This is a genomic window from Ramlibacter tataouinensis TTB310 (assembly GCF_000215705.1).
Lineage (GTDB): Bacteria > Pseudomonadota > Gammaproteobacteria > Burkholderiales > Burkholderiaceae_C > Ramlibacter > Ramlibacter tataouinensis.
The window spans coordinates 2405714-2431305 of sequence record NC_015677.1 but is presented as its reverse complement, the minus strand read 5'-3'; the positions used below and the strand labels follow the sequence as shown (position 1 = coordinate 2431305).

Here is a 25592-nt window from a genome sequence, read left to right as displayed (position 1 = left end):
CAATCGGCGGAATTGCCCGATTTTATCTTGTGAAACGTCAGCGGGGCCCGGAGCCCGCGGTCCAGATGCCGTCGAGCAACACCTCGTGCGGCTGGAAGCGCGCCTTGTAGCTCATCTTCGGGCTCTGGCCTATCCAGTAGCCCAGGTACACGTGGGGCAGCTTGAGCTGACGCGCCTGCTCGATCTGCCACAGCACGCTGTAGGTGCCGTAGCTGGCGGTGGGGTCCGGTTCGTAGAAGGTGTAGACCGCCGACAGGCCGTCGCCCAGGACATCCAGGATGGACACCATGCGCAGCGGCCCGGGCGAGCCATCGGGCCGGCTCTCGCGGAACTCCACCAGCCGCGAGTTGACCCGGCTTTGCAGCAGGAACTGCGTGTACTGGTCGATGCTGTCGTGGTCCATGCCGCCGCCGGCGTGGCGGCCGTTCTGGTAGCGCAAGTACAGGTGGTAGTGCTCGGGCACGAAGCACAGCTTGAGTACGCGGGCCTGCAGGTTCCCATGGCGGGCCCAGGCGCGTCGCTGGCTGCGGTCGGGCTTGAAGCGGTCGGCCAGCACGCGCAAGGGGACGCAGGCGCGGCAACCGTCGCAGTAGGGCCGGTAGGTGAACATGCCGCTGCGGCGGAAGCCGCTGGTCACCAGGTCGGAGTACGCGTCGTTGTGGATCAGGTGGCTGGGCGTGGCCACCTGCGATCGCGCCTGCTTGCCGGGCAGGTAGCTGCACGGGTAGGGCGCAGTCGCGTAGAACTGCAGTGTCTGGAGCGGAAGGTCCTTGAGGTGCGTCACGCGGAGGGCCTCGGCAGCAGGAGGTCGTGCCAGTATACGGGGTCGAATCGCCAGCGAAGGGCCGGTTTCAACCTGTTGTGGGCCACCTGCGCCACGAAGTCCGACCGCGGGATTTCGCGTGCTCCCATCGATGCCAGGTGCCGGGTGTTCTGCTGGCAGTCGATCAGGCGCACGCCGTGGTGGCGGCAAAACGCCACCAGCCCGGCCAGCGCGATCTTGGAGGCATCGGTGCGCCGCGTGAACATGGACTCGCCGAACACCGCCTGTCCCATCGCCACGCAGTACAGCCCGCCCGCCAGCTCGCCGTCGATCCAGGTCTCGACGCTGTGCGCGTGGCCGGCCCGGTGCAGAGCCGTGTAGGCTTTCACCATGTCCGGCACGATCCAGGTGCCTGCCTGGCCTTCGCGCGGACTGCCGGCGCAGGCGCGGATCACCGCGTCGAAGACGGTGTCGATGCGCAGCTCGCAACCGGAGGTTTCGATGAAGCGGGACAGCGTCTTGCGCAGCGAGCGGTGCAGCCTGAACTCGTCGGTGAAAAGCACCATGCGCGGATCGGTGCTCCACCACAGGATGGGCTGGCCCTCGCTGAACCAGGGGAAGATGCCGCCAGCATAGGCTCGGCACAGGCTGTCCACGTCCAGTGCGCCGCCGGCGGCCAGCAGCCCGGGCGCAGCCTGCTCAGGCCCCCAGGCCTGCGAGGGATTGGGAAAGGGATCGCCTGGATCCAGCCACGGAAGCCGCATGAAGGCCAAGCATAGCCGCGCGATCCGGCCCGCCTCAAGCGGGCAACTGATGGAAAACCCCGCTTTTCGAAGAGATGGCTCATCCGCAAGATGGTCTTCTCTCGCCTCTCTTGCCTCGACGTCCTGCCGGAGGTCTCCATGATGATGTCCCGTTGGTTCCGTTTTGCTCCCGTGGCTTTCGCCTTGGTCGCCCCCCTGATGGCGGCCTCCCAGGGCGGGCCCAAGCCGATCCGCATCGGGCTGGTGTTCCCGCTGACCAGCGGCTCGTCCGACATGGGCAACAGTGCGCGCGTCGGCGCCCAGGTGGCGGTCAACGAGATCAACCAGGTCGGCGGCTACCTGGGCCGCCCGCTGGAACTGGTGGTGCGCGACGACGCGGCCAACAACGACCAGGGCCTCAAGCACGCGGAAGAGCTGGTGCTCAAGGAGAAAGTCACGGCCACGATAGGCTTTTGCAACACCGGGTGGCCATGAAGGCGCTGGACGTGTTCCAGGCCAACAGGCACGTGCTGATCGTGCCTTGCGCCACCGGCACGGCCATCACGGCCAAGTACCCGCCGGCCGAAAGCTACGTCTTCCGCACCTCGGCGCGCGACCAGCTGCAGACCCAGTTCCTGGTGGACGAGATCGTCAAGCGCGGCTTGAACAAGGTGGCACTGCTGGTGGACTCCACCGGCTACGGCGATGCCGGCCTCAAGGACCTGGAAGCCGCCTTGGGCCGCGCCAACCTCAAGCCACAGGCGGTGGTGCGCTTCAAGGTGGGGGTGACCAGCCTGGAGGAGGAAATGCGCCAGCTCAAGGCGTCCGGCGCCGACTCGCTGATCGGGTGGACTGTCGGACCCGAGTCCGGCGTGATCTCGGCCAGCCGTGCGGCGGTCGGCTGGAAGGTGCCGCAGTTCGGCCCCTGGGGGCTGTCGCACGCCTCGGCCTTCGACAAGTCGGCCGGCAAGGTGGAAGGTGCGCTGATGGTGCAAACCGTGCTGCCCAATCCCTTCCTCGAGCGCAACAGCACCTTTCTGCGCTCGTATGGCAAGCTGGGCAAGGAGCAGCCCATCGGCTCCATGATGTCCGCCGCCCAGACCTACGACAGCGTCCACCTGCTGCTGCGCGCCATGTTCGACTCCAAGGGCGACCTGTCCGGCGCCGGCCTCAAGAAGGCGCTGGAAAACCCGAGCAACACCTACCGTGGCGTGGTGACGACGTACGAGCGGGCGTTCTCGCCGACGGACCACGACGCCATCTCGGCGAACATGCTGTGGCTGGGCACCTGGCGGAACCAGGAGCGGGGCTACTTCTACAAGGAGGACGAGCGCCGGGCCGGTGTCATCCGCCGCAAGCAGGAGGGCACCGCTGACGCCACTAAATAAAAAGTGCTCGAAAGTAAAGCCCCGCAAGCCAATTGCGGGGCTCTTTTTTTCCTACCCTGTGACTCATCAGTTTTCCGATAATCCCGCCGCGGATAGGGAGTGCACCGTTGCGTGTGCCGCCTGAACGGCGACGTAAGGTGCTGGAGTCCGAAGAAGAGTCGCCCAGCGGCCAAACGCTTCAGCCGTCACGTCGCCTCTGGTACCTCGTCGTACCGGTTGAAGCGGCACCCGACACCGGCACGAAATTGAAGCCGTCGTGCATCTGTTGTTCAGTTGCGCCCGTAGTCCCTGCGTAACGGAAGCACGGAAATGCGTAAAAGTCGGAGTCTCCCCAAGGTTCACCGGGCCGCGGCCCAGCGTCTGGCGCTCGAGCCGCGCATCGTCTTCGACGCTGCCGCCGCCGCCATGACGGCCGATACGCTGGAAAAGTCCACCGACCAGGGCGCCCCTGCGGCGCAGGCGGCCGAAACCGAGCCGGTTGCGGACGTACCCGCCTTCCATCCGGCACAGGGCCAGCAGGATGCGCAGGATCCGGACGCCGGACCTTCGGTCGAACCGGCGCCTGCTCCCAGCGGCACGTCGCGCGAGATCATCTTCGTGGACGCCGCGGTGCAGGACGTGCAACCCTACCTGCACGGGCGCACGGCCGAGGTCGTGGTGCTGGACGCCAGCCGGGACGGCATGGAGCAGATCGCCGAGGCCTTGGAGGGCCGCAGCGACATCACGGCCATCCACATCCTCAGCCACGGCAGCGAAGGCCAGCTTCGCCTGGGCACGGCGGTGCTGGACACGGGCAGCATGGACCGGTACGCGGACGAGCTGCAGGCCATCCAGGGGGCGTTGGCCGAAGGCGGCGATCTGCTGGTGTATGGCTGCGACGTGGGAGCCGGGCAGGCGGGCCAGGCCTTCGTCGAAGCGCTGTCGCAGGCCACCGGCGCCGATGTTTCCGCTTCCGTGGACGACACGGGCGCGCAGGCGCTGGGGGGCAACTGGGTCCTCGAGAACTCCCTGGGAACCGTCGAGACGCTGTCGGTCAGCGCCTCCGACTGGAACGGCTTGCTGGATGCGACGGCGGCCAATGGCAGCGGCGCGCTGCTGGGCGTGTCGGGCCGCAACATCTACAGCATCGACATCACCACGGGCAAGGCGACGCTGATCACCACGGTGCCGGCCACCGTGGGCGGCATCACGGTGTCGGCGACCATCAACTCGCTGGCCGTCGACCAGGCCAACGGGCTGATCTACTACATGGACAGCAACGCGGTCAACACCAACGTTGCCTTGTTCGCGTACGACTACGCCACCGCCGGCCTGACCGACGCGCAGCGGCACATCGTCATCGACTCGAACCTGACCAACAACGGCGCCGGCGCCAGCATCGCGGTCGGCGCCACGGGCGTGGGCAGCGGCGCGGCCACCTTCGCCAACGGCACGCTGTACCTGGGCATCGAGAACAACGGCGTGCAGGCGGGCACCGGCGTCACCAGCGACGACACCATCTACCGCATCACCTTCAGCGGCGGCGGGCGGACCGTGAGTTCGGTCGCCACCTTCCTCTCACCCGTCACGGGCACCAACGACTGGGGCGACCTGGGCTACCACAGCGCCACGAACACCCTGGTGAGCATCACGACCGCCGCCGTCACCCGCTACAACGCGACCACCGGCGCGGTGCTGGGCACGCTGGCCGTGAACAACACCAACTCCCAGGCGGGCGAGAGCGCCGGCGGCGCCACCTACCGCCTGGCCGACACCATCCAGCAGTACAACCCATCGACGGGTGCGGTGACCGGATCGGCGATCCAGATCACCACCAACGGCACGACCGCACTGGCGACCTTGTCCGACGCGGCCGGCTGGGTGCCGGCCACCGGCACGATCGGCGACAAGGTCTTCGACGACAACAACACCAACGGCGTGTTCGACGCGGGCGACACCGGTGTCGCGGGCGTCACCGTGCAGCTGATCGACGACGTCGACAACGACGGCGTGGTCGATGCCGGCGAGCGCGTGCTGGCCACGGACACCACCAACGCGAACGGCGATTACCTGTTCACCAACGTCCTGCCGGGGAACTACATCGTCCGGGTGACGGACACCGGCAATGTCCTGGGCAGCGCCGCCTCCACGACCGGCGGCGCCACCAACGGCTCGGCCGACATCACGCGCATCGGCGGCAGCGCGCTGGGCATCGACTTCGGCGTGAACAACCGCGCGCCCAACAGCGCGTTCGGCCTGCAGCTCGGCACGGTGGAGGACACCAACCTGGTCATCACCGGCAGCTCGGTGAGCGACGCGGACGGCAACCTGGCGACGGTGCAGCTGAGCGTGACCAATGGCGGCGTCAGCGTCTCGCTGGGGGGCGGCGCCACCATCAGCGCTGGCGCGAACGGCTCGTCGACGCTGACCCTGTCCGGCACCTCCGCTCAGATCAACGCCGCCCTGGGAAGCATCACCTACACGCCGACGGCCGATTTCAACGGCGTGGCGGTGCTGACCCTCGTGGCCACGGACAAGGCGGGCGTGTCCGACACCAACACGCTGAATCTCGGCGTCTCGGCTGTCAACGACACCAACAACGACAACGGCACCACGGCCGAGGACACGCCGGTCACACTGGACGTGCTGGCCAACGACAATTTCGAGAACCCCGGGCGCGCCGTCACCGCGGTGAACGGGCAGGCCCTGGTGGCCGGCGGCCCCGCCGTGGCGGTGAACGACGGCACCGTCGCCCTGGACACCTCGGGCCGGCTGGTGTTCACGCCGGCGGCCAACTCCACCGGAACGGCGGCCTTCACCTACACGGTGACCTCCGGCGGCGCGACCGAGAACGGCAACGTCTTCGTCAACGTGACGGCGGTGAACGACGCGCCGGCCAACAGCGTGCCGCCCAGCGTCAGCGGCAGCGAGGACACGCCGCTCGCGATCGGCTCCGTGAGCGTGGGCGACGTGGACAGCATGATGCTTACCACCACGGTGAGCGTCACGAACGGAACCCTGACGGTGGCCACCATCCTCCTGGGCGCCTCCGTCTCCGGCAACGGCACTTCCGGCGTCACGCTCAGCGGCACGGCCGGCCAGATCAACGCGGCGCTGGCGGGCCTGACCTACACCGGCACGACCGACTACAACGGCCCGGCCACCCTGACGGTGGTCACCATCGATGGCGCGGGCGGCAGCGACACGGACACCGTGGCCATCACCGTGGCGCCGGTGGCCGACATCCAGGACGACAGCGCGACCACGGCCGAAGACACGCCCGTGACGATAGCCGTGCTGGCCAACGACAGCTTCGAGAGCGCCGGGCGCGCGATCACCGCCGTCAACGGCCAGGCGATCACGGCCAGCGGCGCGGCGGTGGCAGTGGCCAACGGCATGGTAAGCCTCAATGCGGGCGGCCAGCTGGTGTTCACCCCAGCCGCCAACTACAACGGTCCGGCGACCTTCACCTACACGGTCACCTCCGGCGGGGTCACGGAAACGGCCAACGTCAACGTCACCGTCACGGCGGTCAACGACGCGCCGGTCAACACCGTGCCCGGCTCCCAGACGGCCAACGAAGACACAGCCTTGGCCATCGCTGGCCTCAGCGTGGCCGACGTGGACGGTGCGGGCGTCAACCTCACCACCACCGTGAGCGTGAGCAACGGCACCGTGAGCGTGGCCAACGCCAACGGCGCGAGCATTAACGGCAACGGCACGGGCAGCCTCATCCTGAGCGGCACGGCCGCGCAGATCAATGCCGCCTTGGCCGGCCTGAGTTACACCAACGCGCCCGACTACAACGGCTCGGCCACCCTGACGGTGGTCACCAGCGACGGCGCCGGCAGCGACACGGACACGGTGGCCATCACCGTGGCACCGGTGGCCGACATCCAGGACGACAGCGCGACCACGGCCGAAGACACGGCCGTGACCATAGCCGTGCTGGCCAACGACAGCTTCGAGGACGCCGGACGCACGATCACGGCCGTCAACGGCCAGGCGATCACGGCCGGCGGCGCGGCGGTGGCGGTGGTCAACGGCACGGTAAGTCTCAACACCAGCGGCCAACTGGTGTTCACCCCCGCTGCCAACTACAACGGCCCGGCAGCTTTTACCTACACGGTTACTTCCGGCGGCGTCACGGAAACGGCCGACGTCAACGTCACGGTCACGGCAGTGAACGACGTGCCGGTCAACACGGTGCCGGGGGCACAGACGGCCAGCGAAGACACGGCTAAGGCCATCAGCGGCGTCAGCGTGGCAGACGTGGACGGCGCAGGCGTCAACCTGACCACCACGGTGAGCGTGAGCCATGGCACGGTGAGCGTGGCCAGCGCGAACGGTGCAAGCCTCAGTGGCAACGGCACGGCCAGCCTGACCCTGAGCGGCACGTCCGCGCAGATCAATGCCGCTCTGGCGGGCCTGAGCTACCTCAACACCGCCGATTACAACGGCCCGGCCACCCTGACGGTGGTCACCAGCGACGGCGCCGGCAGCGACACGGACACGGTGGCCATCACGGTGGCGCCGGTGGCTGACATCCGGGATGACAGCGCGACCACGGCCGAGGACACGGCCGTGACGATCGGCGCGCTGGGCAACGACAGCTTCGAGAACGCCGGGCGCACCATCACGGCCGTCAACGGCCAGGCGATCACGGCCGGCGGTGCGGCGGTGAACGTCACCAACGGCAGCGTGACCCTGAACGCCGGTGGGCAGCTGGTCTTCACCCCGGCTCTGAACTACAACGGGCCGGCCAGCTTCAGCTACACGGTCACCTCCGGCGGGGTCACGGAGACGGCCAACGTCAACATCACCGTCACGGCCCGCAACGACGCGCCGGTCAACACGGTGCCTGGGGGGCAAACGGCCACTGAAGATACGCCGCTGGCCATCGCCGGCATCAGCGTGGCCGACGTGGACGGCGCGGGCGTGAACCTGACCACCACCGTGAGCGTGAGCAACGGCGCCGTGAGCGTGGCCAACGCGAACGGCGCGAGCCTCACGGGCAACGGTACGGGTAGCCTCATCCTGAGCGGCACGGCCGCGCAGATCAACGCGGCGCTGGCCGGTCTGAGCTACACCAACACCGCTGACTACCACGGCGCGGCCACCTTGACGGTGGTCACCAATGACGGCGCGGGTGGCAGCGACACCGACACGGTGGCGATCACGGTGGCGCCGGTGGCCGACATCGCGGACGACAGCGCGACCACGGCCGAAGACACGGCCGTGACGATCAGCGTGCTGGCCAACGACAGCTTCGAGAGCGCCGGGCGCGCGATCACGGCGGTCAATGGCCAGGCCATCACCGCCGGCGGCACTGCGGTGAATGTCACCGACGGCGCGGTCAGCCTGACGGCGGGCGGACAGCTCGTGTTCACCCCCGCTGCCAACTACAACGGCACAGCCAGCTTCAGCTACACCGTCAGCTCGGGCGGTGTTATCGAGACGGCCTCCGTCACCGTCACCGTCACCGCCGTCAACGACGCGCCGGCCAACACCGTTCCGGGCGCGCAGAGCATGAACGAGGACGCGCCGCTGGCCATCGCCGGCATCAGCGTGGCCGACGTGGACGGCGCGGGCGTGAACCTGACCACCACCGTGAGCGTGAGCAACGGCACCGTGAGCGTGGCCAATGCGAACGGCGCGAGCCTCACGGGCAACGGTACGGGCAGCCTCATCCTGAGCGGCACGGCCGCGCAGATCAACGCGGCGCTGGCCGGTCTGAGCTACACCAACACCGCTGACTACCACGGCGCGGCCACCTTGACAGTGGTCACCAATGACGGCGCGGGTGGCAGCGACACCGACACGGTGGCCGTCACCGTGGCTCCGGTGGCCGACATCGCCGACGACAGCGCGAGCACGGCCGAGGACACGGCCGTGACGATCGGCGTGCTGGCCAACGACAGCTTCGAGAACGCCGGGCGCGCGATCACGGCCGTCAATGGCCAGGCGATCACGGCCGGCGGCGCCGCGGTGGCGGTCACCAACGGCACGGTCAGCCTCAACGCCGGTGGCCAGCTGGTGTTCACCCCGGCCCTCAACTACACCGGCCCGGCAACCTTCACCTACACCGTCACATCGGGGGGCGTGACCGAGACGGCCAACGTCAACGTCACGGTCACGGCGGTCAACGATGCGCCGGTCAACACGGTGCCCGGTGCGCAGAGCACCAACGAGGACACACCGCTGGCCATCGCCGGCATCAGCGTGGCCGACGTGGACGGCGCGGGCGTGAACCTGACCACCACGGTGAGCGTGAGCAACGGCACGGTGAGCGTCAGCGCCGGAGGCGGGGCGGTCATCGCCGACAATGGCACGGCGAGCGTCACCTTGAGCGGCACGGCTGCGCAGATCAATGCTGCTCTGGCGGGTCTGAGCTACGCCAACAGCGTTGACTACAACGGCGTGGCCACCCTGACGGTGGTCACCAGCGATGGCGCCGGCGGCAGCGACACCGACACGGTGGCCATCACGGTGGCTCCGGTGGCCGACATCCAGGACGACAGCGCGAGCACGACCGAGGACACGGCCGTGACGATCGGCGTGCTGGCCAACGACAGCTTCGAGAACACCGGGCGCACGATCACGGCCGTCAACGGCCAGGCCATCACCGTCGGCGGCCCTGCGGTGAACGTCGGCAACGGCAGCGTGAGCCTGAACGCCGGTGGGCAACTGATCTTCACCCCGGCACTGAACTACAACGGGCCGGCCAGCTTCAGCTACACCGTCAGCTCCGCCGGCACCATCGAGACGGCCAACGTCAACGTGACGGTTACCGCGGTCAACGACGCGCCGGTCAACACCGTGCCCGGTGCGCAGAGCACCAACGAGGACACGCCGGTGGCCATTGCCGGCATCAGCGTGGCCGACGTGGATGGCGCGGGCGTGAACCTGACCACCACGGTCAGCGTAAGCAACGGCGCCGTGAGCGTGACCAACGCCGGCGGCGCGAGCCTCACGGGCAACGGCACGGGCAGCCTCATCCTGAGCGGCACGGCCGCGCAGATCAACGCTGCTCTGGCGGGCCTGAGCTACACCAACACGGCCGACTACAACGGCGCGGCCACGCTGACGGTGGTCACCAGCGATGACGCTGGCGGCGGCGACACCGACACGGTGGCCATCACGGTGGCCCCCGTGACTGACATCGCAGACGACAGCGCGACCACGGCCGAAGACACGCCGGTCACCATCGCCGTGCTGGCCAACGACAGCTTCGAGAACGCCGGGCGCACGATCACGGCCGTCAACGGCCAGGCGATCACGGCCGGCGGTGCGGCGGTGGCCGTGGCCAACGGCACGGTGAGCCTCAATGCGGGCGGCCAGCTGGTGTTCACCCCGGCGGCCAACTACACCGGCCCGGCGGCTTTCACCTACACCGTCACGTCTGGCGGGGTCACGGAAACGGCCAACGTCGACGTCACCGTCACGGCAGTCAACGATGCGCCGACGGGCACTGACAGCACGGTCACCATCAGCGAAGACACGTCCTACACGCTGACCGTCGCCGATTTCGGTTTCGCCGATCCGGCCGATGCTCCGGCGGCAGACGCCTTCGCCGGTATCTGGATCAGCGACCTGCCTGCTGCCAGCCAAGGTGTTTACACCCTGAACGGCGCCCCGGTGCGCGTGGGCGACTTCGTATCGGCCGCTGCCATCAACGGCGGCCAGCTGGTCTACACACCCGCCGTCAACGCCAACGGCAACGCCCTCGGCAGGCTGGGGTTCCAGGTGCGCGACGATGGCGGGACGGCCGCCGGCGGCCAGGAAAACGACCCGACGGCCAACTACCTGACCTTCAGCATCACGCCCGCCGATGACACTTTGACCATCGGCGGCCTGGCTGACGGCCCGGCCGGTGCCGACGCCCAGGTGCGGGAGAGCGACCTCGCCACCGGCAGCACCCCCGGCGGTACCGGCGAGCGGGCCTCGGGCAGCTTCGTCCTGGGCCCGGCCGATAAGCTGGGCTCTCTGACCCTCAACGGCACAACCATCAGCGTCGCCCAGCTCTCGGCGAGTGCCGGCGCGCCCATCACGGTCAGCGGCAGCAACGGCACGCTGACCCTGTGCGGGTACGACGGCGCCACCGGCCGCGTCAGCTATTCCTATACCCTGACCACGGCCGCCGATCACAGCGGCAATGCCACCGCGCGCGACACATTCACCATAGTAGCCACTGACGTGGACGGCGACGTGTACGCGCCGGCCACGCTGGGCATCGACATCGTGGACGATGCACCTGCTCCGGTGGCGGATGTGGACGACGTCACCAACACGGCCGGCAACCCGAGCAGCGTGGCGTCGGGTAACGTGGTCACGGGCACGGGTGGCACCGATCCGAACACCACTGACGGCAACCGCGACACCCTCGGCGCGGATGGCGCACCCGTGGCGGTCGTCACGGGTGTGGCGGCCGGCACGGGCGCAGTAAGCGCTGGCGGTGTCGGCGGCTCGGTACCAGGCGCCTACGGCGCACTGGTGCTGCAGGCCGACGGCAGCTATACGTACACGCCGGATTACAACAACACAGCCGTCCAAGCCTTGGTGGGCGGACGTAGCCTGAGTGACACCTTTACCTACGAGGTGACGGACGGCGACGGCGACCGTGCCACGACTACGCTGACCGTCAACATCGTGGGCGTACCGGCCGTGGTCGGCCTGGGCGACGGCGCCGTGGCCGGCTCAGACGGCAGCGTGCTGGAGTCCGACCTCAACCTGGGTGGCACAAATGCCGCGGGTAATGGCGAGGTTTTCACCGGCAACTTTCAGATTCTGACCATCGCAGGCACCTCTATCGACGAGCTGCGCGTGGGAGGATCCACCGTTTCCGGTGCCCAGCTGGCCACACTGAACACCACGCCGGTAACCGTCGTTGGTGGCGGCGTGGGCGCCGCCGGCACCCTTCAGCTGATCAGCTTCGACGCCTCGACCGGCGTGGTCGGCTACCGGTACGAGCTGAACACCGCCGTCGCGAGCGCGGCCGACGTGACCGCGAGCTTCGCAGTGTCCGTTAAGGACAGCCTAGGCAACGATACGGCTACTGCCAGTCCCAGGAACCTCAACATCGCCATCGTGGACGATCGCCCCGAAGCGGTCGCTGACACGGCAAGTGCTGTCGAGGACGGGATCAACCCGGTGACCGGCAACGTCCTGCCCAACGACCTGCTCGGTGCCGACGGCGCGGCGGCAGCCGGCGCCGTGACGGCCGTGGCCGCCGGATCCGCCGTACTCGCGGGCGGCGTGGGCGCGCCGGTGGCGGGCAGCTACGGCCGCCTGACGCTCCAGGCGGATGGCAACTACAGCTACGAGCTCGACAACACACTGGACGCGGTGAACCGGCTGCAGGCCGGCCAGACGCTGACCGAGACCTTCACCTACACCATCACGGACGGGGATGGCGACACCAGCACCGTCACCCTGACCATCACCATCGACGGCAGCAACGATGCGCCGGTCGCGGGTGCCGACAGTGTCACGACCACGGAGGACACCTCCCTGGAGCTGGACGCGGCGACGCTGCTGGCCAACGACACCGATGCGGAGGGCGGGCTGTCCATCCTCAGCGTGCAGGATGCCGTTGGCGGCAGCGTGAGCCTGGTGGGCGGCATGGCGGTGTTCGTCCCCGCCGCCGACTTCAGCGGCACGGGCAGCTTCAGCTATACCGTGAAGGACGGGCAGGGCCTCACTTCCACTGCCAATGTCGCCGTCACGGTCATTGCCGTGAACGACGCGCCGGTCAACACGGTGCCGGGCGCACAGAGCACGAACGAGGACACGCCGCTGGCCATCGCCGGCATCAGCGTGGCCGACGTGGACGGCGCGGGCGTGAGCCTGACCACCACGGTGAGCGTGAGCAACGGCACGGTGAGCGTCGGCGCCGGGGGCGGGGCGGTCATCACCGACAACGGCACGGCGAGCGTCACCTTGAGCGGCACGGCCGCGCAGATCAATGCTGCTCTGGCAGGTCTGAGCTATAGCAACAACGCCGACTACAACGGCGCGGCCACCCTGACGGTGGTGACCAGTGACGGCGCCGGCGGCAGCGACACGGACACGGTGGCCATCACGGTGGCTCCGGTGGCCGACATCCAGGACGACAGCGCGAGCACGGCCGAGGACACGGCCGTGGCGATCAGCGTGCTGGCCAACGACAGCTTCGAGAATGCCGGGCGCACCATCACGGCCGTCAACGGCCAGGCGATCACCGTCGGCGGCCCGGCGGTGAACGTCGGCAACGGCAGCGTGAGCTTGAATGCTGACGGCGAACTGCTATTCACCCCAGCCGCCAACTACAACGGTCCGGCCAGCTTCAACTACACCGTCAGCTCGGGCGGCACGGCCGAGACAGCCAACGTCAGCGTCACTGTCACCGCCGTCAACGATGCGCCGGCCAACACGGTGCCGGGCGCGCAGAGCACGAGCGAGGACACGCCGCTGGCCATCCCTGGCATCAGCGTGGCCGATGCGGACGGCGCGGGCGTGAACCTGACCACCACGGTGAGCGTGAGCAATGGCGTCGTGAGCGTCAGCGCCGGGGGCGGGGCGGTCATCACCAACAACGGCACGGCCAGCATCACGCTTACCGGCACGGCCGGCCAGATCAACGCTGCTCTGGCGAGCCTGAGCTACACCAACACGGCCGACTACAACGGCGCAGCCACGCTAACAGTGGTTACCAGCGACGGTGCCGGCGGCAGCGACACCGACACGGTGGCGATCACGGTGGCGCCGGTGGCCGACATCGCGGACGACAGCGCGACCATGGCCGAGGACACGGCCGTGACGATCAGCGTGCTGGCCAACGACAGCTTCGAGAACGCCGGGCGCGCCATCACCGCCGTCAATGGCCAGGCGATCACGGCCGGCGGCGCCGCGGTGGCGGTCACCAACGGCACGGTCAACCTCAACGCCGGTGGCCAGCTGGTGTTCACCCCGGCCCTCAACTACACCGGCCCGGCAACCTTCACCTACACCGTCACATCGGGGGGCGTGACCGAGACAGCCAACGTCAACGTCACGGTCACGGCGGTCAACGATGCGCCGGTCAACACGGTGCCCGGTGCGCAGAGCACCAACGAGGACACACCGCTGGCCATCGCCGGCATCAGCGTGGCCGACGTGGACGGCGCGGGCGTGAACCTGACCACCACGGTGAGCGTGAGCAACGGCGCCGTGAGCGTGGCCAACGCCAACGGCGCGAGCCTCACGGGCAACGGCACGGGCAGCCTCGTCCTGAGCGGCACGGCCGCGCAGATCAACGCCGCTCTGGCCGGTCTGAGCTACACCAACGCTGCCGACTACAACGGCGCGGCCACCCTAACGGTGGTCACCAGCGACGGCGTGGGCGGCAGCGACACCGACACGGTGGCGATCACCGTGGCCCCAGTGGTCGACATTCAGGACGACAGCGCGACCACGGCCGAGGACACGGCCGTGACGATCAGCGTGCTGGCCAACGACAGCTTCGAGAGCGCCGGGCGCGCGATCACCGCCGTCAACGGCCAGGCGATCACGGCCGGCGGTGCGGCGGTGGCGGTGGCCAACGGCGCGGTAAGCCTCAACACCAGTGGCCAGCTGGTATTCACGCCTGGCGCCAACTACAACGGCCCGGCGGCTTTTACCTACACGGTCACGTCCGGTGATGTCACCGAGACAGCCAACGTCAACCTGACGGTCACCGCCGTCAACGATGCTCCGGTCAACACCGTGCCCGGCTCCCAGACGGCCAACGAAGACACAGCCTTGGCCATCGCCGGCATCAGCGTGGCCGACGTGGACGGTGCGGGCGTCAACCTCACCACCACGGTCAGCGTGAGCAACGGCACCGTGAGCGTGGCCAATGCCGGTGATGCGAGCCTCAGTGGCAACGGCACGGCCAGCCTCATCCTGAGCGGCACGGCCGCGCAGATCAACGCGGCGCTGGCAGGTCTGAGCTATACCAATGCGCCGGACTACAACGGCCCGGCCACCTTGACGTTAGTCACCAACGACGGCACCGGCGGCGGCGACACCGACACGGTGGCCATTACGGTTGCTCCGGTGGCCGACATCGCCGACGACAGCGCGACCACGGCCGAGGACACGCCCGTGACGATCAGCGTGCTGGCCAACGACAGCTTCGAGGACACCGGGCGCACGATCACGGCGATCAACGGCCAGGCCGTCACGGCCGGAGCTGCGGCGGTGGCGGTGAGCAACGGCACCGTGAGCCTGAACGCGCAAGGCCAGCTGGTGTTCACGCCGGCGGCAAACTACAGCGGCCCGGCGGCTTTCACCTACACCGTCACGTCCGGTGGAGTCACGGAAACGGCCAACGTCAATGTCACTGTCACGGCGGTGAATGACGCGCCGGTGAATACGGTGCCGGGCGCGCAGAGCACGAACGAGGACACGCCGTTGGCCATCCCTGGCATCAGCGTGGCCGACATGGACGGTGCTGGCGTCAACCTGACCACCACGGTGAGCGTGAGCAACGGCGTCGTGAGCGTGGCCAGTGCTGGTGGCGCAACCCTCAGCGGCAACGGCACAGGCAGCCTCATCCTGAGCGGCACGGCCGCGCAGATCAATGCCGCTCTGGCGGGTCTGAGCTACACCAATGCTGCCGACTACAACGGCGTGGCCACCCTGACGGTGGTGACCAGCGACGGCACCGGCGGCAGCGACACGGACACGGTGGCCATCACGGTGGCCCCCGTGGCCGACATCGCGGACGACAGCGCGACCACGGCCGAAGACACGGCCGTGACGATCAGCGTGCTGGCCAACGACAGCTTCGAGGATGCGGGGCGCACGATCACAGCCGTCAACGGCCAGGCTCTCACGGCTGGTGGGCCGGCGGTGAACGTCGGCAACGGCAGCGTGAGCTTGAATGCTGACGGCGAACTGCTATTCACCCCAGCGGCCAACTACAACGGCCCGGCGACCTTCACCTACACCGTCACGTCCGGCGGTGTCACCGAAACAGCCAACGTCAACGTGACGGTCACCGCCGTCAACGATGCTCCGGTCAACACGGTGCCGGGCGCGCAGAGCACGAGCGAGGACACGCCGCTGGCCATTGCCGGCATCAGCGTGGCCGACGTGGACGGCGCGGGCGTGAACCTGACCACCACGGTGAGCGTGAGCAACGGCACCGTGAGCGTGGCCAACGCCAACGGCGCGAGCCTCACGGGCAACGGCACGGGCAGCCTCATCCTGAGCGGCACGGCCGCGCAGATCAACGCCGCCTTGGCCGGCCTGAGCTACACCAACGCGCCGGACTACAACGGCCCGGCCACCTTGACGGTGGTCACCAACGACGGCGCGGGTGGCAGCGACACCGACACGGTGGCGATCACGGTGGCTCCCGTGGCCGACATCGTCGACGACAGCGCGAGCACGGCCGAAGACACGCCGGTCGCCATCGACGTGCTGGCCAACGACAGCTTCGAGAACGCCGGGCACACCATCACCGCTGTCAACGGCCAGGCCCTCACGGCCGGCGGCGCGGCGGTCAGCGTCACCAACGGCAGCGTCAGCCTGAGCGCTGGCGGGCAGCTGGTGTTCACCCCCGCTGCCAACTACAACGGCCTGGTGGCTTTCACCTACACCGTCACCTCCGGAGGCACCACCGAGACAGCCACGGTCAACGTGACGGTCACCGCGATCAACGACGCACCGGTCAATACAGTTCCGGGCGCCCAGAGCACGGACGAGGACACGCCGCTGGCCATCGCCGGCATCAGCGTGGCCGACGTGGACGGCGCGGGCGTGAACCTGACCACCACCGTGAGCGTGAGCAACGGCGCCGTGAGCGTGGCCAATGCCAACGGCGCGAGCCTCACGGGCAACGGCACGACCAGCCTCATCTTGAGCGGCACGGCCGCGCAGATCAACGCAGCGCTGGCAGGTCTGAGCTATACCAACGCGCCGGACTACAACGGCCCGGCCACCTTGACGGTGGTCACCAGTGACGGCGCGGGCGGCAGCGACACGGACACGGTGGCGATCCCCGTGGCTCCGGTGGCCGACATCGCCGACGACAGCGCGACCACGGCCGAAGACACGGCCGTGACCATAGCCGTGCTGGCCAACGACAGCTTCGAGAACGCCGGGCGCACCATCACGGCCGTCAACGGCCAGGCCATCACGGCCGGCGGTCCCGCGGTGGGCGTCACCAACGGCAGCGTGAGCCTCGGTGCGGATGGTCGGCTGGTGTTCACGCCGGCAACCCACTACAACGGCCCGGCCGCCTTCAGCTACACCGTCACATCCGGCGGAGTGACCGAAACGGCCACGGTCAGCGTCACCGTCACCGCCGTCAACGACGCGCCGGTCAACACCGTGCCGGGCGCGCAGAGCACGAACGAGGACACGCCGCTGGCCATCGGTGGCATCAGCGTGTCGGACGTGGACGGCGCGGGCGTCAACCTGACCACCACGGTGAGCGTGAGCAACGGCACGGTGAGCGTCAGCGCAGGGGGTGGGGCGCTCATCACCCACAATGGCACGGCCAGCGTCACGCTCACCGGCACGGCCGGCCAGATCAATGCCGCCCTGGCGGGGCTGAGCTACATCAACGCGCCCGACTACAACGGCGCGGCCACGCTGACGGTGGTTACCAGCGATGACGCTGGCGGCAGCGACACCGACACGGTGGCCATCACCGTGGCCCCGGTGGCCGACATCGCCGATGACAGCGCGACCACGGCCGAAGACACGCCGGTCACGATCGACGTGCTGGCCGACGACAGCTTCGAGGATGCCGGGCGCACGATCACGGCCGTCAACGGCCAAGCCCTCACGGCGGGCGGCCCGGCGGTGGCCGTCGCCAACGGCGCGGTAAGCCTGAATGCGGGCGGCCAGCTGGTGTTCACCCCGGCGGCCAACTACACCGGCTCGGCGGCCTTCACCTACACCGTCACTGCGGGTGGCGTTAACGAGACGGCCAACGTCAACCTCATCGTCACGTCGGTCAATGACATCCCGGTCGCCGGCAACGATTCCGCGGTGGCCACGACGCCCGAGGACCAGCCCGTCACGATCCCGGCGGCAACCCTGCTCGCCAACGACAGCGACGCGGATGCCGACATGCTGGTCATCGCCAGCGTGCAGGATGCGGTCGGGGGGACGGTGGAGCTGGTGGGCGGCAACGTGGTGTTCACGCCCGCGCCCAACTACAACGGCCCGGCCAGCTTCACCTACACGGTGATCGATGGACGGGGCGGCAGCGTCACGGCGGCCGCCACGCTGACGGTCACGGCAGTCAACGACGCGCCCCAGGTCGGCAACGACCTCGCGTCGACACCCCTGAACACGCCGTTGGCGAACATCCAGGTGCTGGCCAACGACAGCGATGCCGACCGCGATACGCTGACCGTGACCAGTGCGGTCCTGCAGGACCCGGCGCAAGGCACCGTGGTCGTCAACCTCAACGGCAGCCTGGACTTCACGCCTGCCCTCAACGTCAGCGGGCCCGTGCTCATCAACTACGTCGTCAGTGACGGCAAGGGCGGCAGCACGGCCGGCACCCTGACGGTGAACGTGGGCGCGAATACGCCTCCCTCCGGGCAGGACAGGACGCTCACGCTGGCCGAGGATGCGACGCTGACCCTGACGGCCGCCGACTTCGGCTTCTCCGACGCCGACGCGGGGCAGGAGGTCCTGGCCAACGTGCGCATCGACAGCACGCCCGCGGCGGGCCGCCTGACCCTGGGCGGCGTGAACGTGGTCCAGGGCCAGCTGGTCAGCGCCGATGACATCAATGCGGGCCGGCTGGTCTTCGTGCCGGCGGCCGACGGCAACGGCACGCCCTACACGACCTTCAGCTTCAGCGTGCAGGACGCAGCCGGCGCCTTCGATCCCGCGAGCAACCAGCTGGAGCTGAACGTTACGCCGGTCAACGATGCGCCCGTGGCCGTGGCAGGCGATCCGGTCGGCCCCATCAATGAGGACCAGGCCGTCACGATCGCGGCGTCTGTGCTGCTGGCCAACGACCGCGATGCGGATGGCGACACGCTGAGCATCGCCAGCGTGCAGGACGCGGTGGGCGGCACGGTGAACCTGGTGAACGGAAACGTGGTGTTCACGCCGGCGGCCGACTTCAACGGCCCGGCCAGCTTCAGCTACACGGTGATCGACGGCAAAGGCGGCAGCGCCACGGCGACGGTGAACCTGCAGGTCAATGCGGTCAACGACGCGCCGCGGGTGGCCAATGACCTGGCCTCGACCCCGGTGAACACGCCGCTGGCGGGCATCGACGTGCTGGCCAACGACAGCGACGCGGACGGCGACGCACTGATCGTCACCGCCGCCTTGGTGGACCCCGTGCAAGGCACGGTGAGCATCAACGCCGACGGCAGCCTGAACTTCACGCCGGCTGCCAACTTCAGCGGCATGGCGACCATCCGCTACACGGTCAGCGACGGCACGGCCAGCACCGACGGCACGCTGACGGTAAGCGTGGGCGCCAACAACGCGCCCACCGGCGCCAATGCCGCGCTGAGCCTGCCCGAGGACGGTACGCGCGCCCTGGCCGTGGCCGACTTCGGCTTCAGCGACCCGGACAGGGGCCAGAGCCTGGCCAACGTGCGCATCGACACCGTACCGGCGGCCGGCCAGCTGCTGCTCAACGGCACGGCCGTGATGGCGGGCAAGGTGGTCAGCGCGGCGGACATCGCGGACGGGCGGCTGGTGTTCGTGCCGGCGGCCGAGGGCAACGGCGCGCCCTATGCCAGTTTCGAGTTCAGTGTGCAGGACACGGCTGGCGCCTACGCCAGTGCGCCCGCACGCATCAGCTTCGTCGTCGCGGCGGCGGAGGACGCACCCGTGGCGACCGACGACATCCTGGCAGCCACTCCCGAGGATCAGGCCGCCACGGTGTCGGCGGACAGCCTGCTGGTCAACGACAGCGACGTGGATGGCGACACGCTGACCCTGGCCAGCGTGCAGGGCGCGGTGGGCGGCACGGTGGCGCTGGTGGACGGCAACGTGGTGTTCACGCCCGCGGCCAACTACCACGGCGACGCGAGCTTCACCTACACCGTGATCGACGGCCAGGGCGGCAGCGCCACCGCGACCGTGCGCCTGCAGGTCAGCCCGGTGAACGACCTGCCCGAGGTCGAAGACGACGTGGCGTCGACGCCGCAGAACCAGCCGCTCACCATCGACGTGCTGGCCAACGACATTGACATCGATGGCGACATGCTGCGCGTGACCACGGCGACGGTCGTGGATCCGACCCGGGCCAGCGTCAGCATCAACGCGGACGGCAGCTTGCGCTTCACGCCGGCCAGCAACGTCAGCGGGCCGGTGCTGATCGACTACACGGTCAGCGACGGGCAGGGCGGCAGCGCCACCGGCCGGCTCACGGTGTACGTCGGCGACAACATCGCGCCCAGCGGCACCAGCAACACGCTGAGCCTGCCCGAGGACTCGGCTCGTACCCTGACGGTGGCCGATTTCGGTTTCACCGATCCCGACCCCACCCAGGCGCTGGCCGCGGTGCGCATCGACGTCGCCCCCGAGGCCGGCCAGCTGCTGCTGCTGGACGGCTTGCCGGTGGTGGCCGGCCAGGTGGTCAACGCCGCCGACATCGCCGCCGGCCGCCTGGTCTTCGTGCCCGCGCCCGACGGCAACGGTGCCCCCTACGCCAGCTTCCAGTTCACGGTGCAGGATTCGGGTGGCGCCTTCGCCACCGGGCGCAGCACCATGAGCCTGAACGTCACCGCGGTGCAGGATGCGCCGCTGGCGGTTGACGACACGGTGGGCTCGACCCGCGAGGACCAAGCCGTCACGATCGCGGCGTCTGTGCTGCTGGCCAACGACCGCGATGCGGATGGCGACACGCTGAGCATCGCCAGCGTGCAGGACGCGGTGGGCGGCACGGTGAACCTGGTGAACGGAAACGTGGTGTTCACGCCGGCGGCCGACTTCAACGGCCCGGCCAGCTTCAGCTACACGGTGATCGACGGCAAAGGCGGCAGCGCCACGGCGACGGTGAACCTGCAGGTCAATGCGGTCAACGACGCGCCGCGGGTGGCCAATGACCTGGCCTCGACCCCGGTGAACACGCCGTTGCTCAACATCGACGTCCTGGCCAACGACAGCGATGTGGACGAGGACACGCTGACCGTCACGGTCACGCCGCTGGATCCCGTGACCCAGGGCACCGTCAGCGTCAACGCGGACGGCAGCCTGAATTTCACGCCGGCCAACAACGTCAGTGGGCCGGTGGTGATCCGTTACACGGTGAGCGACGGCCAGGGTGGCAGCACCAACGGCACGCTCACCGTGAGCGTCGGTGCCAACACCGCGCCCACCGGCGCCGGCGCGACGCTGAGCCTGCCCGAGGACGGCACGCGCGCATTGGCGGTGGCCGACTTCGGCTTCAGCGACCCGGACTCGGGCCAGAGCCTGGCCAACGTGCGCATCGACACCATACCGGCGGCCGGCCAGCTGCTGCTGGACGGCATCGCCATCACCGGCGGCCAGGTGGTCAGCGCGGCGGACATCGCGGACGGGCGGCTGGTGTTCGTGCCGGCGGCCGAGGGCAACGGCGCGCCCTACGCCGGCTTCGACTTCAGCGTGCAGGACACGGCCGGCGCCTATTCCAGCGCGCCCGCCCGGATCAGCTTCGCCGTGGCCGCGGTGCAGGATGGCCCGGTGGCCGCGGACGACACGCTGCCGGCGATCCAGGAAGACCAGGCGGCGACGATCGCCGGCGCCGCACTGCTGGCCAACGATGACGATGCCGACGGCGACACGCTGACCCTGGCCAGCGTGCAGGGCGCGGTGGGCGGCACGGTGGCGCTGGTGGATGGCAACGTGGTGTTCACGCCCGCGGCCAACTACCACGGCGACGCGAGCTTCACCTACACCCTGATCGACGGCCAGGGCGGCAGCGCCACCGCGACCGTGCGCCTGCAGGTCAGCCCGGTGAACGACGCGCCCGTGGCCGGCGACAACGTGGCGTCCACCCCCATCAACACGCCCATCGACGTCGACGTTCTGGCGGACGACACGGACATCGACGGCGACACGCTGCGCGTGACCGAGGCGACGCTGCAGGACCCTGCGCAGGGCAGCGTCAGCATCAACGCCGACGGCACGCTGCGCTTCACGCCGGCGCTCGACGTCAGCGGGCCGGTGGTGATCCAGTACGTCGCGGACGATGGGCAAGGCGGCAGCACCGGCGGCACGCTGACGGTGAACGTGGGCGCCAACGCTGCGCCCACCGGCGGCGCCAACACGCTCAGCCTGCCCGAAGACGGCGTGCTGACGCTGGCTGTGCGCGACTTCCCCTTCATCGACCCGGACCTGGGCCAGACCCTGGGCGCCGTGCGCTTCGACGTGGTGCCCCGGCAGGGCGAGCTGCTGCTGCTGGACGGCCTGCCGGTGGTCGCCGGACAGGTCGTCAGCGCCGCGGACATCGCCGCCGGCCGGCTGGTCTTCGTGCCGGCCGCCGACGGCAACGGCATGCCGTACGACAGCTTCGAGTTCACGGTGCAGGACTCGGCCGGCGCCTTTGCCGCGACGCGCAGCACCATGACCTTCGAGGTCACCCGGGTGCAGGATGCGCCGGTGGCGGCCGACGACACGGTGGGTTCGACCGACGAGGACACGCCGGCCACCATCGCTGCCAGCCTGCTGGTCGCCAACGACAGGGATGCCGACGGCGACGTGCTGACCCTCACCAGCGTGCAGGATGCGGTGGGCGGCACGGTGGTGCTGTCGGGCGGCAACGTGGTGTTCACCCCCGCGGCCCATTACCAGGGGCCGGCCAGCTTCACCTACACGGTGAGCGACGGGCAGGGCGGCAGCGCCACCGCGACCGTGCGCCTGCAGGTCAGCTCCGTCAACGACGTGCCGCAAACCGGGGCCGACCTGGCTTCCACGCCGGTCAACACGCCCCTGAACAACATCGACGTGCTGGCCAACGACGGTGATGCGGACGGCGACACGCTGAGCGTGACGGCCGCGACCGTCGATCCGGCGCAGGGCACGGTCACCCGCAACGCCGACGGCAGCCTGAACTTCACGCCCGCCCTCAACTTCAGCGGAACGGCGATCATCGGCTACACGGTGAACGACGGCACGACCAGCGCCACCGGCACCCTGACGGTGAACGTCGGCGCCAATACCGCCCCGAGTGGCACCGGCACGACGCTGAACCTGCCGGAGGACGGCACGCGCGCACTGGCGATCGCCGACTTCGGCTTCAGCGACCCGGACCTGGGCCAGGGCCTGGCCAACGTGCGCATCGACACGGCACCGGCCGCCGGCCAGCTGCTGCTGGACGGCGTCGCCGTCACCGCAGGCCAGGTGGTCAGCGCGGCGGACATCGCCGCCGGCCGGCTGGTGTTCGTGCCGGGCGCCGACGGCAATGGCGCCCCGTACGCCGGCTTCGACTTCAGCGTGCAGGACACGGCCGGCGCCTTCGCCGGCGCGCCCGCGCGCATCAGCTTCAACGTCAGCGCCGTCAACGACACCCCCGTGGCGGGCGCCGACCTGCTGGCGCCCACGCAGGAAGACCAGGCCGTCACCATCCCGGCGGCCACGCTGCTGGCCAACGACAGCGATGCGGACGGCCAGGCGCTGACCCTGACCAGCGTGCAGAACGCTGTCGGCGGAACGGTCGCCCTGGTCGGTGGCAACGTGGTGTTCACACCCACTGCCGACTACCACGGCCCGGCCAGCTTCACCTACACGGTCAGCGACGGGCAGGGCGGCAGCACCACGGCCACCGTCAGCCTGGCGGTGACGGCCGTCGACGACGCGCCGGTCCAGGCCGTGCCCGGCGCGCAGGGCGTGACGGAAGACGCGCCGCGGGCCATCGCGGGGCTGCGTGTCGCCGATGCGGACGGCGGCAACCTCACCACCACCGTCAGCGTCGACAGTGGCAGCGTCAACGTCCCCCTGGGCGGCGGCGCGGCCGTCAGCGGCAACGGGACGGCGCTGCTCACCCTGAGCGGCAGCGCGGCCCAGATCAACGCGGCGCTGGCTGGCCTGGTCTACAGCCCCGTGGTCGACCGCGCCGGCGCCGCCACGCTGACCCTGAGCACCACGGACTCGACCGGGCTGGTGGACACCGACGCGGTGGCGCTGAACATCGCCGCCGTCGCCGACATCCGGGCCGACAGCGTGGGCGCCGTGGAGGACACGCCGGTCGTCATCGATGTCCTGGCCAACGACAGCTTCGAGGACGGCGGACGCGCAATCACGGCCGTGAACGGGCAGGCCATCACGGCCGGCGGCGCGCCGGTCGCGGTGGCCAACGGCAGTGTCAGCCTCACGGCCGGCGGCCAGCTGGTCTTCGCGCCCGCCGCCAACTACAGCGGCAGCACCAGCTTCAGCTACACGGTGGGCACGGGCAGCGCCAGCGAGACCGCGAGCGTGACCGTTTCCGTGGCCAGCGCCAATTTCGTGCCGCAGGTCCAGGGCGAGGTGCTGGGCGCCATCCCCGAAGACGGTTCGCTCACGGTCTCCAGCAGCGACCTGCTGGCCAACGACAGCGACGGCGACGGCGATGCGCTGAGCATCGTCAGCGTGCAGGACGCGATGGGCGGCAGCGTGCGCCTGGTCGGCGGCGCCGTGGTGTTCACGCCGGCTCCCGACTACAACGGGCCGGCCGGCTTCCGCTACACCGTGACCGACGGCCGGGGCGGCAGCGCCACCGCCACCGTCAGCTTCCAGGTGAGCGCCGTCAACGACGCGCCGCGGGTGGCGGGCGAGGTGGCGACCACCGGCGTCAACCAGCCGCTGGGCGGCATCGCGGTGCTGGCCAACGACAGCGATGCGGACGGCGACGCGCTGAGCGTGACCAGCGCCGTCCTGGACGATCCCGCGCTGGGCAGCGTCACCGTCAGTCCCGACGGCACCCTGAGCTTCACGCCCGCGCTCAACGCCAGCGGGGTGGTGACGATCCGCTACGTGGTCAGCGACGGCCAGGGCGGCAGCAGCACCGGCACGCTGACGCTGGTGGTGGCCGACGACCTGCCCGAACCCGGCGACGACAGCCCGCCGGCAGTCCTGCACCAGCGCCCGGGCTTCGACAGGGTGGCCGTTCCCGCGCTGCACGTGCTGTTCAGCGTGGGCGAGTCGCGCAGCGAAATGGAGCTGAGCGCCGGGCTGCGCGCCGTGCAGGCCGACAGCGCGACCCAGGCCGAGCTGCTGCAGGGGCTGGGCACCGACCTCGGGTTCGCGCAGGGCCTGCAGTTCGGCTCCAGGGGCCTGGCGGCACGCGAGCTGGCAGAAGCGTCGTCCAGCCTGTTCGTGCAGCGTGCGGTGCGCCACCAGTCGCTCACGCCCGAGCACAGCGTGTTCGTGCAGGAGGTCGTGCGGGCCTCCCGCCTCGAATCGCTGGCGCGCGGCCTGCGCGCGGACTCGCTCAACTCGGCCGCGGTGGGCGCGACCACGCTGTTCGATCCGTTCGCGCTGGGAACCCCCGCCGCCAAACCCGCCGCGCCGGCCAGGGGCGCGTCCGAACCGCGGTCGGCGGCTGCGCAGGACAGGGAAGCCGTGCGCGTCGCGCAGCCGGAGCGCGGCGTCGATACCGCTGCCGTTGCCGCGCAGGCCGTCGCACCGGAACGCCAGCCGCTGCCGGTGCGCCGTGCCGCCGAGGGCTTCGCATCCCAGCTGAGCCGCAATGCCCAGGACTTCCGCGCGCGGCTGCCGCGCGCCGCCGCGGCCGATGCGCCGCCCGTCCCCGCCCAACGCCAGTGAGGG

5 protein-coding genes are annotated in these 25592 nt (G+C 69.6%); 3 read left to right on the top strand and 2 right to left on the bottom strand.

The features are described from left to right. Positions 1–37: 37 nt before the first annotated feature. Both RTA_RS11720 and aat read right to left on the bottom strand, forming a co-directional pair. The gene (locus tag RTA_RS11720; RefSeq protein ID WP_013901618.1) at positions 38–784 is read right to left on the bottom strand and encodes an arginyltransferase; all 747 of its coding nucleotides are present in this window, start codon (positions 782–784) and stop codon (positions 38–40) included. Continuing rightward, positions 781–1527 carry a leucyl/phenylalanyl-tRNA--protein transferase gene (gene aat, locus RTA_RS11715; RefSeq protein WP_041676365.1) on the bottom strand — a complete coding sequence of 249 codons (747 nt, stop codon included), beginning with the start codon at positions 1525–1527 and terminating at the stop codon, positions 781–783. The genes RTA_RS11720 and aat overlap by 4 nt, the downstream gene beginning before the upstream one ends. Positions 1528–1665: 138 nt before the next feature. Between aat and RTA_RS21360 the strand changes: the two genes are divergently transcribed. The 3 genes from RTA_RS21360 to RTA_RS20735 all read left to right on the top strand — a co-directional run bounded on the left by RTA_RS21360 (position 1666) and on the right by RTA_RS20735 (position 25589). After that, positions 1666–2001, top strand: a complete 336-nt coding sequence (locus RTA_RS21360; RefSeq protein WP_013901616.1) for an ABC transporter substrate-binding protein — start codon at positions 1666–1668, stop codon at positions 1999–2001. Further along, complete coding sequence (locus tag RTA_RS11710; protein WP_158307835.1) at positions 1980–2894, top strand: ABC transporter substrate-binding protein; 915 nt, start codon at positions 1980–1982, stop codon at positions 2892–2894. The genes RTA_RS21360 and RTA_RS11710 overlap by 22 nt, the downstream gene beginning before the upstream one ends. Before the next feature lie 309 nt (positions 2895–3203). Then, positions 3204–25589, top strand: a complete 22386-nt coding sequence (locus tag RTA_RS20735; protein WP_013901614.1) for an Ig-like domain-containing protein — start codon at positions 3204–3206, stop codon at positions 25587–25589. Positions 25590–25592 lie beyond the last annotated feature (3 nt).

Coding starts and splice junctions, on each gene's coding strand:
- aat (WP_041676365.1), bottom strand. CDS start 1,527: ATGCGGCTTCCGTGGCTGGATCCAGGCGATCCCTTTCCCAATCCCTCG.
- RTA_RS21360 (WP_013901616.1), top strand. CDS start 1,666: ATGATGATGTCCCGTTGGTTCCGTTTTGCTCCCGTGGCTTTCGCCTTG.
- RTA_RS20735 (WP_013901614.1), top strand. CDS start 3,204: ATGCGTAAAAGTCGGAGTCTCCCCAAGGTTCACCGGGCCGCGGCCCAG.